This is a genomic window from Cytophagia bacterium CHB2 (assembly GCA_030263535.1).
In the GTDB taxonomy this organism is placed as follows: domain Bacteria; phylum Zhuqueibacterota; class Zhuqueibacteria; order Zhuqueibacterales; family Zhuqueibacteraceae; genus Coneutiohabitans.
This window is the reverse complement of the sequence record SZPB01000122.1, coordinates 1-15718: the sequence shown is the minus strand read 5'-3', so window position 1 is coordinate 15718 and position 15718 is coordinate 1. Positions and strand designations below refer to the sequence as shown.

The 15718-nt window shown below is 52.3% G+C and carries 8 protein-coding genes; 4 read left to right on the top strand and 4 right to left on the bottom strand.

The window, feature by feature from the left end:
* Positions 1-177 precede the first annotated feature (177 nt).
* The 4 genes from FBQ85_13505 to FBQ85_13490 form a co-directional block, all read right to left on the bottom strand.
* Complete coding sequence (locus FBQ85_13505) at positions 178-1209, bottom strand: hypothetical protein (GenBank protein MDL1876170.1); 1032 nt, start codon at positions 1207-1209, stop codon at positions 178-180.
* An 83-nt stretch (positions 1210-1292) separates the two neighbouring features.
* The gene (locus FBQ85_13500) at positions 1293-1916 is read right to left on the bottom strand and encodes a response regulator transcription factor (GenBank protein MDL1876169.1); all 624 of its coding nucleotides are present in this window, start codon (positions 1914-1916) and stop codon (positions 1293-1295) included.
* An 81-nt stretch (positions 1917-1997) separates the two neighbouring features.
* Positions 1998-5639 (bottom strand): hypothetical protein, encoded by a 3642-nt coding sequence (locus FBQ85_13495; GenBank protein MDL1876168.1) that lies wholly within the window; start codon positions 5637-5639, stop codon positions 1998-2000.
* Between the two features lie 274 nt (positions 5640-5913).
* On the bottom strand, positions 5914-9192 hold the full coding sequence (locus FBQ85_13490) for a protease (protein MDL1876167.1): 3279 nt from the start codon (positions 9190-9192) through the stop codon (positions 5914-5916).
* Between the two features lie 689 nt (positions 9193-9881).
* Between FBQ85_13490 and FBQ85_13485 the strand changes: the two genes are divergently transcribed.
* The 4 genes from FBQ85_13485 to FBQ85_13470 all read left to right on the top strand — a co-directional run.
* Entirely contained in the window at positions 9882-12920 is a 3039-nt protein-coding gene (locus FBQ85_13485; GenBank protein ID MDL1876166.1) for a restriction endonuclease, read from the top strand.
* Positions 12910-13752, top strand: coding sequence for a DNA damage-inducible protein D (gene dinD, locus FBQ85_13480; protein MDL1876165.1), 843 nt, complete (start codon positions 12910-12912; stop codon positions 13750-13752). The genes FBQ85_13485 and dinD overlap by 11 nt, the downstream gene beginning before the upstream one ends.
* Positions 13753-13769: 17 nt before the next feature.
* Positions 13770-14378 carry a four helix bundle protein gene (locus FBQ85_13475; GenBank protein MDL1876164.1) on the top strand — a complete coding sequence of 203 codons (609 nt, stop codon included), beginning with the start codon at positions 13770-13772 and terminating at the stop codon, positions 14376-14378.
* Positions 14379-14414: 36 nt separating this feature from the next.
* A partial coding sequence (locus FBQ85_13470; GenBank protein ID MDL1876163.1) for a site-specific DNA-methyltransferase occupies positions 14415-15718 on the top strand: 1304 nt, incomplete at its 3' end.

Sequence of the window (15718 nt, the reverse complement as noted above, 5' to 3'; positions counted from 1 at the left end):
AGAATGCCCAGCCCCGCCAACACAGTTTTGTCGACCGCCATGTACGAGAACGGGTACACGCCCACGCGCGAGAAAGCCATGGCCACGCCAAAGACCAGCCAACCCAAAATTTGAAACTGCCAGAACAGCGGGATTTTTTGCTGCAAGCGTTCGAGCATATCAAAGGGTTTTTTGTTTCTATTTTACCGGCAACGACACAAACCAGTTGATCAGTTCTTTGTTATCCACGATGCTCCACGAATGCGGATGCCGGCTGCCGTCCGGCAAATAGCCTTTGTCTGTCGTGAGGATCAACTCGGCTTGCTGATTTCCCATAAGATTCAATTCGTTGATGAGCGCGGCGAAATCGACAGCGTTCATGCTGTAGTAATCTTTTCTTCTCGTTGCCATCCACCATTTGACGTCCGGCTCGGTGTACGCGCGAATGGCAATATCAACGAAGTATCCCTCATTGCCTTTTCCTTCAACAGAATAGCTGTAGGGCGAATAGTCGGCATACTTTTGAAATTGTTCTTTGGGCGTGCCGCCGAGATTGGCTTCGAGATAACCCGACACCCATGCGCCTTCATTCGCCGCCGCCGGATGAAAGTTCAAATCGCGCGCTTTGACGGCTTCTTTCCAAAAACGTACGAAGTCGAGCGGTGAGTCACAAATTGCGATGGCCTTCGGCACGATGCCCTTGTACTGCTTGGAAAAGATCGTGTACTTGAGCGCGCGCGTTCCGGCGAGCGACATGCCGGCGAACAACAAATTGTCTTTTGGCAAATGGTATTTGCTCAACGCTTCATGAATGTATCGATCAATCTGCTTGAGTTTCGCTTCTTCGAAAAAGAATTCAAGGCGATTGCCGGTCGTCACGTACAGTGCGGCCAAATCGTGCTGTAGAGCATAAAATTCCAGATTGGGTTCTTTGTTGGAGGGCAACGGATCGCGGTTCGCATTGAAGAAAATGACCAACCCTTTGGCTTTGCCATTTTCCGGCAACATTAAAGTATAACCGGCGTTTTCGACGGGAATGGCAATTTGCGGCGTGAGAAATATTTGCCCTTCTAATTTTTCCTCGTGCTGATAAACCCGTTGAGCCGCAACCGCGGCATTCAGAACGAGCAACCAGACGAGTGCAAAGAAAATTTTTTGTTTTGTGGCGAATTTCAGATTATTTCTCAAGCGCACAATTTTGCAGCGTGATCGAGCTTTTTCTGGCTTCATTCAAATCCTCGTTTCTTGAGCCTGTTTGTGAAAGAAATGCAAAAACACGCGAGCAAACAGGTTTTAACTTGCAGCGGCAAAATTTAAACAAGTTTTTCCTGATGCGCTTTCGCCACGGCTTCAGTCATGGAATTGACCTCGAGTTTTTTGTAAATTTTTTTGAGATGCGAATGCACCGTGCCTTTGCTAAGATGAAGCGCAGCGGCGATCATCTTGTAACTTTTGCCTTGACACAGCAGCCCGAGAATTTCCTGCTCGCGCGGCGAGAGATTGGAGTCCGAAGATTTTCGAAATGATTGAATCACCAAACGCGCGATGCTCGCGCTCATGGGCGCGCCGCCGTTATACACTTCTGTGATAGCCTCCAGAATTTTTGCCGGGGGCGTGGTTTTGACGAGATAACCGCACGCACCGGCGCAAAGCGAATCGAAAACGCGTTTATCGTCATCGTGAATGGTAAGCATGATAATATCGAGATCAGGCAGAAGCTTTTTTAGCCGGCGCACCCCTTCGATGCCGGACATGCCCGGCAGTTGAATATCCATAAGCAACACGTCGGGCGGATCGTCCGCGATTTCACGCAAGGCGGTTTCGCAATCGCCATATGCTGCCGCGCTACTGAAGCCCGGTGTGTTATTGAGCAAGAGCATCAAGCCGCGCCGGATGTCGGCGTCATCTTCAATAAGAGAGACGGTGATCGAAACCATGGATTATAGTATTCCACCAAACTTTTACGACCGCGGAGGGGTTGAATTCGCAATTCCGAATAAATAATTAATGTCACTTTTTCAATACCCATTGATGGGTAATGCACTCAAAAACCGAATCGTCGTGCCTTTGCCTTCCGGCGACTCAATCTCCAATTGCCCGTGTAGAAGCTGCGCGCGGCGTTTCATGTTTTCCAAACCCACGCCCGCGCCGTTGCGCACATGGCCATTGATAGGGGCCAGCCCGACGCCGTCATCAGCCAACGACATTTGCAAATTGCCGTGCTGTATCTCGATTTCCAAAACGACGTTTTTGCAGCGCGCATGTTTGAGAACGTTATTCATGCCTTCTTTAAAGAGCAGCGTGAGATGGCGTTTCCATTCCATATTGAGTTTGACATGCGCTGATGCTTCGGACAAACCCTGTACTTGAAAGTTGATTTCCGATTCTTCAAAAAGGGTGTTTCCAAATTCTTGCAAGTGCAAACAGGTTTCATACAATGAATCTTTTTCCGGATTCAGCGCCCAAATGAAATCGCGCGCGTCGAGCGCAAGGCTTTGCGAGGCTTCCAAAACTTTATCGAGATGCTCCTTCAGCTCCCTTGCGATGCCGTTGACGTTTCTGGTGAGCAACTCACTGAACAAGCCGATCTTGGTAATTTTGTGGCCCATCTCGTCGTGGTAGTCGCGCGCAATCTGCTCTCTTACTTTTTCACGCTCAAGAAACCGCACGCGCTCCAGCTCCAATGACTTGCGCACCTGCGCGCGCAAACGATACTGAAAAAGCGCGTACGCCGTGAGCATTGTAGCGCCCAGGCTCGCCAGGAAAAACCAAGCCGTTTGCCAAAAAGGTGGGGCAATCGCGATCTCGATGGATGCGCCTCGTTCGTGCCAAACACCATCATGATTAGAGGCTTTCACGCGAAAAACATATTCGCCTGGATCGACGTTGGTATAGGTCGCGATCCGCTGTTCGCCGCAATACCTCCAATCCTGATCCAGGCCCTCGAGTTTGTAAGCATATTGCACATTCTCCGCGCCGGCGTAATCCAACGCCACGAACTCGAAGGAAAAAAAATTCTCGTCGTACCGCAGCGCAATATTTTCGATGACGGCGAGCGGCCGATCAAAACGTTGCACATGGTCGAACTTTTTGAACTGCGTCAACACCACCGGAGCAGGCCGGGGATCGTCTCTGATCTGAGCCGGGAAAAAACTGTTGAAGCCATTGCTACCGCCGAAGAACATTTCACCAGCAGCATTTCGCCATGCCGCATTGCGAAAAAATTGCGCATGCTGCAATCCATCTTGCACGGTGTAGCGGCGAACGTTTTTGGTGATGGGATCGAAACGCGCCACGCCGTTGTTGGTGCTCAACCACAGCCGGCCTTCTTCATCTTCCAAAATAGCCTGAATTTTATTGCTGGGCAGGCCGCTATCTACCATGTAGTTTATAAATTTTTCGTCACCGTTTTTGTCGCGCTGCAAGGCGCACAATCCGCCGCTGTACGTGCCAATCCAGAGTGTGCCGCTGCGATCTTGATGCAATGCCGTGACGGTGCGATTGCTCAGGCTGCTGCGATCATTGGGATCATGAACATAATTTTGGCAGCGCCCAGTAACAGGATCGAACTTACTCAATCCGCCCAATGCCGTTCCCGCCCATAAAGCGCCGCTGCGATCAACGAGCAACGAAAAAACCTCGTTGGCAGGAATGCTTTGCGGGTCGTTGGGATCATGCAAGAATCGTTGCGCGCGCCCGCTATGCGGATCAAAACGATTGAGACCGCCGGCCGTGCCGATCCACAACATGCCATTATTGTCTTCCGCAACGCAATGCAGAAAATTCGAACTGAGTGAAGAGGGGTCGCGCGGATCGAAATGATAATGCACAAACTTGTCGGTTGCAGGCGTGAAGCGACTCAATCCGCCGCCCCAGGTTCCAATCCAAAAGTTGCCGGATTGATCTGCGTGAATAAAAGAAACAGGCCCGGCACGCAAGCTGTTGGGATTGGCGGGATCATGCTTGAAATTGCGCGTGCGCGTTGAGCTGCGATCATACCTCACCAACCCCGCGGCCGTACCCAGCCAAAGACTATTTTTTTTATCTTGGTAGATGGCTAAGATTTGATTCGAAGGCCCACCTTCCGGAAGAAGATGATGAGAGAATTTTCTCGGAACAAGCTTGTGCAACCCTCCGCTCCCTTCGCCCACCCACAAGATGCCGGTGTGATCGGTGATCAAAGTATTAATATTGCCGCGCGGCGGTGCGCCGTATTCGAATGTTTCCGACGGATTGACAAAGCGGTTTGCTTTTATATCGAAGCGGAGCACGCCCGCCATTGTGCCAATCCACAATCCACCGGAATCATCCGCGGCCAACGCAGTGATGAAGTTCGCTTCTGCAGCGGCATTTTTTGAATCTGGAAAATAATGCGAGAATGTTTCCGTGACTGTATCAAAACGATTGAGTCCGTGCGCCGTCGCGATCCACAAAGTGCGACTGCCGGGTTGAGGATCGTCGATGATCGCATTTACTTGCGCATGCGACAGCGCGCTCGGGCGACACGCCTGGCGCAGCAACGGCGCAATCTTGCCGGCGCCATCAGCATTGAGCCGGAATATTTGCGCGCCCCAAAGCTCGGGGCGATGCGGCGGCCAAGCGTTCCATTTTTGCGAGGAATGGCTGTCGTCGGAGCGATAGCGCAATGCATAAGCGCCCGCACGAAGATAAAGCCTGGCGATGGCGATACGATTTTTGGCCGCGCCGCCGCCATGCTTTGAATGTGCATGGCGCATTTGCCAAACAGACTCGCCCTCGCGTTCCAGCCAGGCGAAATCAAACAACGGCGGTTCGAGCGCTTCGCCAGTCGCGATAACGAGCACAATACTGTCTTCCGGCAAATCAAATTTTACGGTTCGATCTTTACCATCGCCGGCTTGCAACACCGCGGCAAGCGGCACTTGCACGGCGCACAGCGAATCAATGAATGCGAAAACAGCAGGCGGATATTGCTCGTAATGCGGGAGAAAGCTGGGATGCTGCCAGGTGAACGTGGTGAATTGTTGTGTGGATGGATCGAATTTTTGCAAACCGCCGCGCGCTGTTCCCACCCACAACACGCCATCGCGGTCGCGGTGCAACGTCAAAACGATGTCATCATTCAAGCCGAAGGGATTGCCCGGCTCGCGGCGGTAATGCACGAATATATTCTGACTTTGATCAAAGCGATTCAGCCCGCCACCGCGCGTGGCAATCCACAGATTGCCGTCAGCATCTTCGCAGATTGCGGAAATGATGTTGGCGCTCAAGCTTTGGGGATTGGCAGGATCGTGCAGAAATTGCTGGAAGCGGCCGGCGGCGCGTTCCTGTGCATTCATGCGGGATAACCCATGAACCGTGCCGATCCACAATGTGCCCTGGCGATCTTCGTACAACGCTGTGGTGGCATTCGCCGAGATCGACGTGGAATCGAACGGTTTGCGCTGGTAGGGCGTAAATCTGTAGCCGTCGTAGAGATTCAATCCATCCGCCGTGCCAATCCAAATGAACCCGTAGCGATCCTGCAACAGCGTGTGCACCTCGGTGGAGGAAAGACCATCTTCTACGCCAAGCCGGACAAAAGTGTGTTTTGCCGGCTGCGCGCCGAGAGGCACAGTCAAAAGCAATAACAGCCACACACTCCAAAACAGCGGCCGTTTGATTTTGGTAAAACAGTTCATGAATGCTCATTCAGAAACGAGTTGTCATTTGCAACACAAACTTCTGCACCGGGCATTTCCGGAAATATGCCGATACTCAGAGGAGAAACAGAAAAGAAAACTGCGAGAGTAAAGACGGGCGCGCCTTTGTATAGTTTTCAGCAAAAACTTCGCGCCTCGGCCGGGCCGAGGCGCGTAAGTTTTTTGCTTGCTCCATGAATTCAAAATAAGTTGAAAAAATTTGCCCCGATCATCGTCTTCGTTGGGTTGCATGCAAACCACAGCCTTTAGCCCCTCAATTCTTTTTTGGATACGGCGGAAGCGGCGGAAGCGCTTTGGCTTTGGTTTTCATTTCAGCCACGATTTCTTCAATGGCGCGATTCAATTGCTCATCGATGCCTGAAAATTCCTTGCCCGGATCGTTGTCAACATAAATGTCCGGTTCAACGCCGTGCCCTTCGATGATCCACTCTTTTCCTCCCAAATCATAACGCGAAAACTCCGGCTTGAAGAATTGCCCGCCGTCCACCAGCGGCAACGGCCCGCGAATGCCGACCACGCCGCCCCAGGTGCGCTTGCCGATGAGCTTGCCAAGCTTGTGCATTTTGAAACGGTAGGGGAATAAATCGCCGTCCGAGGCGGAAAATTCATCCATGAGGCAAACCACAGGTCCCAGCAGCGCTTCGTTGGGATCGGGCGTCGGAATGGAATTGCGCGCAATGCCGATCATGACCGCCTCTCGCCGCAAGCGCTCGATAAGCATGGGCGAAACATTGCCGCCGCCATTGCCGCGAATATCGACAATCAACGCCTGCTTGCGCAGTTGCGGATAGAAGTGCTTCACGAACTCATTCAAGCCGGCCGGCCCCATGTCCGGAACGTGCAGGTAACCGACTTCGCCCTTGGTGGCTTCGCTAACTTTTTTGAGGTTGCTTTCGACCCAATCATAATAATACAACGATGCTTCATCAGCAATGGGCAGAACCGTCGTTTCCCAACTGCCGGCCATTTCCGGCCTGGAATTCAAGCGCAATTTGACCTGCTTATTCACCGTGTTCAACAGCGCTTCATAGATATTCGCCATCGCGTTGACCGGCTCGCCGTCAACCGCCAAAATGTAATCACCGGCGCTGGCTTTAACGCCGATCTCAGTCAACGGAGAGCGCAGCGACTTATCCCAATTCTGGCCGCGCAAGATGCGTTTGATCCGGTAGAATTTGGAAGTGGCGTCCCGCTCCAACTCCGCGCCCAACAAGCCAGTGCTGATTCGCCGCACGCTCGGGCGGTCGCCGCCGCCGACATAAGAGTGTCCCACATTCAACTCGCCCACCATTTCACCGATGACATACGTCAAATCGTTGCGATGATTCACATGCGACACTAGCGGCGCGTATTTCTCGCGCTGCGCTTTCCAATCCACGCCGTGCATGTTGGGATCGAAGAAGAAATCGCGCATTTGCCGCCAGCATTCGTTATAGATTTGACGCCACTCGTCCTGCCGGTTCAGCTTCATCTCCATGCCGCTAAGATTCAATTTTTCCTTCAACTCAATTTTGGCCTTCGGCAAGTCGATAATCGCGTAACTTCCCTCCTGCCCCACCAGCATTTTCTTTTGATCGGCGGAAATCTCAAAACCATCCACCGGACCCAGCTCGGTTTCCTTTTGCTCTTTGAAATCATACATCAGCAACAGTGATTTTTCATCAGCGCTGCCTTTGCGATTGTAATACAGATTGTCGCCCACCAAAACCAAATGCCGATAATTCGAAGCTTTGATCGGCAACGCCGCAATGCGGTTCTGCAATCCGTCGAAATCGACTTTCACCACAACCGGCTCTTTTTTCTCCGCCGGTTTTTCTTCCTTTTTATCGGCTTTCGCGGCCTTTTCATCTTTCACTTCTTCCTTTTTGATCTCAACTTCATCGCTGCGCGGCTTGAATGGAGATTCCACCTCTTTGGAGAGAGTGAGCAAATAAATGCGCGCCATGTCCTGATAAGCGTGATTCCATTCCGTCCAACTGTAAATCGGGTTGAAATCCCGGCTCGAAACGAAGAATAAAAATTTGCCGTCGGCGCTGAACGCCGGATCACCGGAATCGTACCAGCCCTCGGTCACCGCCGTCGACTTTTTTGACTCAAGAGAATAGATATAGAGCGTCGTCATCGCCTTTTCTTCCTGGCGGGCGTAGGTGATCCACTTGCTGTCGGGCGACCAACCGTATTGCCGGATTTCCCACACCGGCGATTGCTCGACTTCGGTGATGGCTTTGGTTTGAACCTCAACGAAGCGCAGGCGTTGCTTGCGGTCGCCCCACAACAATTTTTTGCTGTCCGGCGACCATTCGATTTGATATTTGTAGCTCGGCGCCGCGCCCTCGTTGGTGATTTGCTGCGGCGCGCTTCTGCCGTCTTGATTCACAATGTAAATTTCATCTTCGCCGGTTTTGTCGGAAATGAAAGCAATCCATCTGCCGTCCGGCGACCATTTGGAATTGCGTTCGTGCACGCCGGCGCTGTTGGTCAAATTGCGCGTTGCGCCATATTTCGCCGGCACCGTGAACACCTCACCGTGCGCGCCAAACAGCGCGCGCTTGCCGTCGGGAGAAATTTCATAATTCGTCACTTCGCTGCCGACGCTGCGCAGCTCGTTGCGGCCGGAGACCATATCATCCGCAATTTGAATCGGCACTTTCTGCGACTGCTCGGTGGCAAAATCGAATTTGTAAATGTATCCGGCATACTCATACACCAGCGCATTTTGCCCGGCGGACGGAAACTTGATGTCGAAATCGCTGTAATTCGTCAAGCGTTTCGTATCCTTCGTGGTCAGATCATAGCTGTAAAGATTCATACGCTTGTTGTCGTCACGGTCGGAGAGAAAATAAATTTTGTTGCCGGCCCACATCGGAATGATATCTTGCGCGGGATTGTTGGTGATGTTCTCGATCTGCTTCGTGGCGAAATCATAAATCCAAACGTCGTCCGCCATGCCGCCTCGATATTTTTTCCACGTGCGAAACTCGCGAAACACGCGGTTATACGCCATCTTCTTGTCATCGGGTGAAAACGAACAGAAGCCGCCGCGCGGCACCGGAATCTGCTCCGGCGGCTGCCCCTCCATCGAAACCGAGAAAAGCGATCCGATAAACGCATCGAACGAACGCATGCGCGAGCGAAACACGATGCTCTTGCCGTCGCGCCGCCAGGCCATCACGATGTTGTTCGGCCCCATGCGATCGGAGACATCGTCCCGGCCCAGCGTGGCGGTGTACGTCAAACGCTGCGGCGCGCCGCCGGTGGACGGCATCAAGAACACCTCGGTATTACCGTCATATTGAGCGGTGAATGCAATGGATTTTCCATCCGGCGAGAACCGTGCAAACATCTCATAGCCCGGATGATTGGTGAGCTTGCGGGCGAGGCCGCCGGTGGTCGCCACGCTGTATAAATCACCCGCATACGTAAAAACGATTTGATCATCCGAAATGGCCGGGAAACGCAGCAAGCGTGCTTCTTCCTGGGCCACGAGCGGAAGCGCCAGCAGCAACAGCGCAGCCATCATGTACTTTTTCATCCCTTTCTCCTGGTTTGAGGTAAATTGAGTGCTTAAAGAATAATATGGAACAAACCACCACGAAATTACCCTACGATTTTTTAATGAGACAGAATTTTGCCAAAAATGTTGGGTTGCATTCAATACAATTTTGGTTCTTGCACCAAGAATTTTGTTTTGCCGCAAACCTGTAAATCAGACACCATCACGCACAACCGGCTTCAGAAACAATCTTGAGGCGCATTTTCAACGCCTTTAAAAACGCTAAAAATTATTTCCGTGATCGCCCCTTGTGGAAACTTTTAAACGAATACGCCGCGGAGGCAATCCAAAATAACTATTTCCATCCTTGCTGCAAATACTTATTTTGTGGGAGTACACGCTCGAAATGTCATTTGAATCTTGTGAAGTACTCGGCATAATGCCTGCGACTTCACCAGTTCCCTTCTGGTGACATACAGTGCGGGATATACTTCTCAAGGTAACAATACATTAGATAAATGGGTGAGCATCACTCAGACATCTTGCATTTCGCCTGCTGTCAATGAACGACTTTATGTATTTTCGCAAAGTGTGTTTTGCCCTTGAACCGAGACGGCAGATCAAAATCTCTTGGCGGGCATTCTGATTTTCTTCAACCATAAATCGGGTTACTCCCGCTCCGCATTTGTCCATGCGAATAACAGCAGTCATGAGGGAAAAAAGTGGAAATGACCAATCTCTTTTTCGAACGTCCCATTCTCAACTCGCCTTACGAACTCCCGGTAAAGCATTGGGAGCTTGATGCGCAAGGCCAACCGACACAACAGATCATCGATACTCGCCGCGCGGCGGAATACATCACGCCGATTCCCAAGCCGCGGAAGCGCAAAGCCCCAAAAGAACAGGAGCAGATGATCTTCGATGAAGGCAAGGGACTTTCAACGCAAGCGCAACAGTATGATCCCACGCCGGTCATCAATGAGCTGCGTTATCAAATTGCGCAGTGGCGCAACTTGCCCAACCCCGGCCACTGGCAAGTCACGCCCGAAACCGCGCGCTTGCTTCAGCATTGGCGCCATCATCTGTTCAATAACATTCGGCCTTTCTTTTGCCAAGTGGAAGCAGTTGAAACCGCGATCTGGCTCACCGAGGTTGCGCCGCAACTGGGCAAAACCGGAAGCCGCTTTCTCGAACATCTTGCCAGCTCCAACAAAGAAGCGAATCCGGAACTCATGCGCCTGGCGCTAAAACTCGCAACTGGCGCGGGCAAGACTACGGTAATGGCGATGCTGATTGCGTGGCAAACCCTTAATGCCGTGCGCCATCCAGGCAGCAAGAAATTCACGCGCGGCTTTCTCGTTGTCACCCCCGGATTAACGATCAAAGACCGGCTGCGCGTGCTGCAACCCAATGATCCCGACAGTTATTACCGAAGCCGTGAACTTGTTCCAAGCGACATGCTCGGCGAGCTGGACCGCGCCAAGATCGTGATCACTAATTATCATGCTTTCAAATTGCGCGAGCGCATGGAAATTTCCAAGGGCACGCGCAGCTTGTTGCAAGGCCGACGGGGTGAACCGCTCAAGACCGTGGAAACCGCAGGCCAGATGCTCCAGCGCGTCATGCCTGATCTCATGGGCATGAAGAACATTTTAGCGCTCAATGATGAAGCCCATCATTGCTATCGTAAAAAAGCCGACGCCGAAGAAGACGAGGAGCTCAAAGGTGAAGATAAACGAGAAGTGGAACGCAACAACGAAGCTGCGCGGCTGTGGATATCCGGCCTCGAAGCCGTGAACCGCAAGCTCGGCCTGGCGCGCGTGATCGATCTTTCCGCCACGCCGTTTTTTCTGCGCGGTTCCGGTTACGGTGAAGGCACGCTGTTTCATTGGACCATGAGTGATTTTTCTCTCATGGATGCCATCGAGTGCGGCATCGTCAAATTGCCACGCGTACCGGTGGCCGATAACATTCCCGGCGGAGACATGCCGGTGTATCGAAATCTGTGGGAAAATATTCGAGACAAAATGCCAAAGAAAGGCCGGAGTAAGTCGGCATTACTTGACCCACTGGACTTGCCACCGCAACTCCAGACGGCGCTTGATGCCCTCTACGGCCATTATGAAAAAACTTTTCAACTGTGGAAAGAAAGCGGCATTCGCGTGCCGCCCTGTTTCATCATTGTGTGCAACAATACCTCCACCTCAAAATTGGTTTATGACTACATCTCCGGTTTTCATCGCAAGAATGAAGACGGCTCGACTTCGCTTGAGAATGGACGCTTGGCTCTCTTCCGCAATTTTGACGAACACGGCAACCAGCTCGCGCGTCCGAATACGTTGCTCATCGACAGCGAACAACTCGAATCCGGCGAGAAACTCGACGACAATTTTCGCGCGATGGCCAGCGATGAGATCGAACGCTTCCGCCGTGAAATCATCGCGCGCACCGGCGATCCTCGACAGGCGGATAACATCAGCGATCAGGATTTGCTGCGCGAAGTCATGAACACCGTGGGCAAAGAAGGCCGTCTCGGTGAATCGATCCGCTGCGTGGTTTCGGTTTCGATGCTGACCGAAGGCTGGGATGCCAACACCGTGACGCACATTTTGGGCGTGCGCGCGTTCGGCACGCAGCTTTTGTGCGAGCAGGTTATTGGCCGCGCGCTTCGCCGGCAGTCCTACGATCTTAATGAGGACGGCCCAAACAAAGGCAAGTTCAATGTTGAATATGCCGACATTCTCGGCATTCCGTTTGACTTCACTGCGAAGCCGGTGGTTGCGCCGCCGCAAGCACCGCGTGACACGATTCAAGTCCAGGCGGTTCGGCCCGGGCGCGATCATCTTGAAATTCGATTCCCGCGTGTGGAAGGTTATCGTGTCGAACTTCCCGAAGAACGGCTGACCGCAGAATTCAATGACGATTCTATTTTGGAATTGACGCCCGATCTCGTCGGCCCTTCAAAAACAACGAACGCCGGCATTATCGGCGAAGGCGTTGATTTGAATTTAGAACATCTTGACGATATGCGGCAATCCACCTTGCTTTTTTATCTAACGAAACATTTGCTGTACACCAAATGGCGCGACCAAAGCGAAGAACCGCGCTTGCATCTGTTCGGTCAACTCAAGCGCATTGCCAAACACTGGCTTGACACATGTCTTGTTTGCAAAGGCGGCACGTATCCCGCGCAACTCAGATATCAGGAACTGGCCGATATGGCATGTGCAAGAATTACCGCGGGCATCACACGCGCACACGCGGGCAAACAGCCCATCAAAGCCGTGATCGATCCGTACAATCCCACCGGCTCCACGATTCACGTCAATTTCACCACCACCAAGCGCAACCGCTGGGAAACTGATGCGCGCCGCTGTCATATAAATTGGGTGATTCTCGATTCGGATTGGGAAGCGGAATTCTGCCGTGTAGCCGAGTCTCACCCGGGCGTCAAAGCCTATGTGAAGAACCACAATCTCGGTTTGGAAGTGCCCTATCAATACGGCTCGGCGCTGCGCAAGTATCGCCCGGATTTCATCGTCTTGATCGACGACGGCTACGAAGATCCGCTGCACCTGATTGTTGAAATCAAAGGCTATCGCCGCGAGGATGCCAAAGAAAAGAAAACCACGATGGAAACGTATTGGATTCCCGGCGTCAATCATCTCAAAGAATATGGCCGCTGGGCGTTCGCCGAGTTTACCGAGGTTTTTGAGATTGAAAGCGAGTTCAACAAAATGATTGGAGGGTTCACCCATGAAAACTGAGTTGGTTCACACGCTGACCTCAACCTTTGAGGCCCATGCGCAGCAAACCGAGACCGGCGTCGAGTTTTGGCTTGGGCGCGATTTGCAGCACTTGCTTGGCTATACCGAATGGCGCAACTTTACCGCCGTCATCAGTAAGGCCAAAACCGCCTGCGAAGTATCGGGTCACGCCATCTCAGACCATTTTGTTGAGGTCAACAAAATGGTCGATCTCGGCTCGGGCAGCCAGCGGGAAGTGGACGATCTCATGCTCACGCGCTACGCCTGCTATCTCATCGCGCAAAATGGCGATCCCAAGAAACAGGAAATTGCCTTCGCGCAAACCTACTTCGCCATTCAGACCCGCCGCGCGGAGTTGATCGAACAGCGGCTGCTCGAAGCGGAGCGTCTCTCGGCGCGCAAGAAGCTCACGGCCACGGAAAAAGAATTGTCGCAAGTCATCTATGAGCAAACCGGCGGCAATCAGGATTTCGCATTGATCCGCAGCAAAGGCGATCAGGCACTCTTCAACAAAACCACGCAAGCCATGAAAGCGCAATGGAAAGTACCCGACAACCGTCCTTTGGCCGATTTTGCGCCCACGATCATCCTGAAGGCAAAAGACTTTGCCACGGAGATTACCATCTTCAATGCCAAACAAAAGCAAATGACCACCGAGGGCGCCATCTCCAACGAGCACATCACCAACAACAAAGCCGTGCGCAAAACGCTGCTCGAACGCGGCATCCGCCCCGAAAGTTTGCCGGCGGCTGAAGACGTCAAAAAGGTCGAACGCCGCCTCGCTTCTGAAAAAAAGAAATCCTTGAAGAACCCCGGCGCTTTGGACTCCTAATCAAGCGGACGCTAGTCATGGCTGAACCGGAACCCTTAATTCCAAAACACGGCGGCTACCGCAAGCTCAAGAGCTTCAAAATCGCGCAGTTGGTTTACGATGTGACCGTGCGCTTCTGCGATCGTTACATCGACAAGCGCAGCCGCACCCACGATCAAATGGTGCAAGCCGCGCGCAGCGGCGTGCAAAACATTGCTGAAGGCAGCCAAGTTTCTGGCACCTCGAAAAAAATGGAAATGAAACTGACCAACGTGGCGCGCGCCAGCCTGGAAGAACTCCGGCTGGACTATGAGGATTATTTGCGGCAAAGGGATTTGGAGAAATGGGCGCCGAACGACCCACGCCGCAAAAAACTGATTGATCGGCGCTGCGGCACCGCTGATGAGGTGGCGGCTTGGGTTAAAGAAATTTATGGACAGCATGGACAATCTGGACAGTCCATGAAGTCCATTGAGTCCATAAGGATGGCCCATTCTGAAATTGCAGCAAATGCAACTTTAGTTCTAATTGGAGTGGCTGTCTCTCTTCTAGGCCGCCAGCTTGCTGCCCAAGCCACCGCCTTTGAAAAAGAAGGCGGTTTCACCGAGCGCCTCTATCAGCGCCGCAAAAGCAGCCGGAAGCAATAAACGGGAATCGTATAAAGATCAACAAGGACCAACCCCATGGCCAAGAAAACTGGCAAAAAATCAGGCAAGAAAATCGTCGAAGCCATTAAACATGACGACGCTTCGCGCAAGAACATTCCCACCGCGGAATATCAATCGGTAATGCAGAAGGAGGAGCAAAGCCCGTTGCGCGTGGCTTATGAGCGCCGTGTCGGTGAGCCGGCGTCGAACCGCAATCGCGATCTCGATCCGCAACTCGTCTGGCGCGGCAAGGACGAGCAGGATTGGTCCGATCTCGTCGTGCAAGCGCCGCCGCTTTATATTCAAGAGAAGGTGCATCCGAAGGTGTTGATTGACGATCTGCTCCGCCGCAGCGCAAGCGGCAAGAAAACCGCGGAAGAGCAAGTCGATCTCTTTGCGGATTTCAATGGCCTGCCGAGCGACAACGCCAAAACCGAGTTCTACCAGCACGAGGCCAACTGGAGCAACCGCATGATCCTCGGCGACAGCTTGCAGGTGATGGCTTCATTGGCCGAGCGCGAAGGCCTGCGCGGCAAGGTGCAGTGCATTTATATCGATCCGCCCTACGGCATCAAGTTCAACTCCAATTTTCAGTGGTCAACCACGAGCCGCGATGTGAAAGACGGCAACACCGACCACATTACGCGCGAACCGGAACAGGTGAAGGCGTTTCGCGATACGTGGCGCGATGGGATTCATTCGTATTTGACGTATTTGCGGGATCGGCTGACAGTGGCGCGAGATTTGTTGACGGACTCGGGTTCGATCTTTGTGCAGATTGGGGATGAGAATGTGCATCGGGTACGGGCGTTGATGGATGAGGTGTTTGGAGTAGAAAACTTCTTGAGCGAGATCTGTTTTGCAAAGACAACAGGGCGAGGGCTTAGTTTTTTGCCACAGTCTTTCGACTTTTTGCTTTGGTATGGAAAGAACAAAGAATTTACAAAATACAGGCAGCCTCTTCGCAAGAAAGTGCTTGGAGGCGATGGAGTAGATACGTATCAATTTGTACGAAAGCCTGCTGGGCCGTATCGTAGACTATCGCGCGAAGAAAAGACAATGCCGGAATTGTTCACTTCGGAAGATTTGATATTTCGATTGAGCGATTTACGCTCTCAAAGTGGGAGTTCATCGACAGGATTTGTCTACGAGTTTGAAGGCTATCAATACTCACCTGGTAAGGGTTTCTGGAAGAGTTCGATAGTCGGATTTGAGCGGTTAGCAAAAGCTGATCGACTTCAAAAATCGGGGACTTCATTGGCATATCGCCGTTACATCTCCGATTATCCAGCCTTCGCACTCGCGAATTTTTGGGAAGACACTGGTACTGGGAGTTTTAC

Bases quoted from the DNA above. Each gene is read 5' to 3' on its own strand.
- FBQ85_13505 (MDL1876170.1), bottom strand. From the start codon at position 1,209: ATGAAGCCAGAAAAAGCTCGATCACGCTGCAAAATTGTGCGCTTGAGA.
- FBQ85_13500 (MDL1876169.1), bottom strand. From the start codon at position 1,916: ATGGTTTCGATCACCGTCTCTCTTATTGAAGATGACGCCGACATCCGG.
- FBQ85_13495 (MDL1876168.1), bottom strand. From the start codon at position 5,639: ATGAACTGTTTTACCAAAATCAAACGGCCGCTGTTTTGGAGTGTGTGG.
- FBQ85_13490 (MDL1876167.1), bottom strand. From the start codon at position 9,192: ATGAAAAAGTACATGATGGCTGCGCTGTTGCTGCTGGCGCTTCCGCTC.
- FBQ85_13485 (MDL1876166.1), top strand. From the start codon at position 9,882: ATGACCAATCTCTTTTTCGAACGTCCCATTCTCAACTCGCCTTACGAA.
- dinD (MDL1876165.1), top strand. From the start codon at position 12,910: ATGAAAACTGAGTTGGTTCACACGCTGACCTCAACCTTTGAGGCCCAT.
- FBQ85_13475 (MDL1876164.1), top strand. From the start codon at position 13,770: ATGGCTGAACCGGAACCCTTAATTCCAAAACACGGCGGCTACCGCAAG.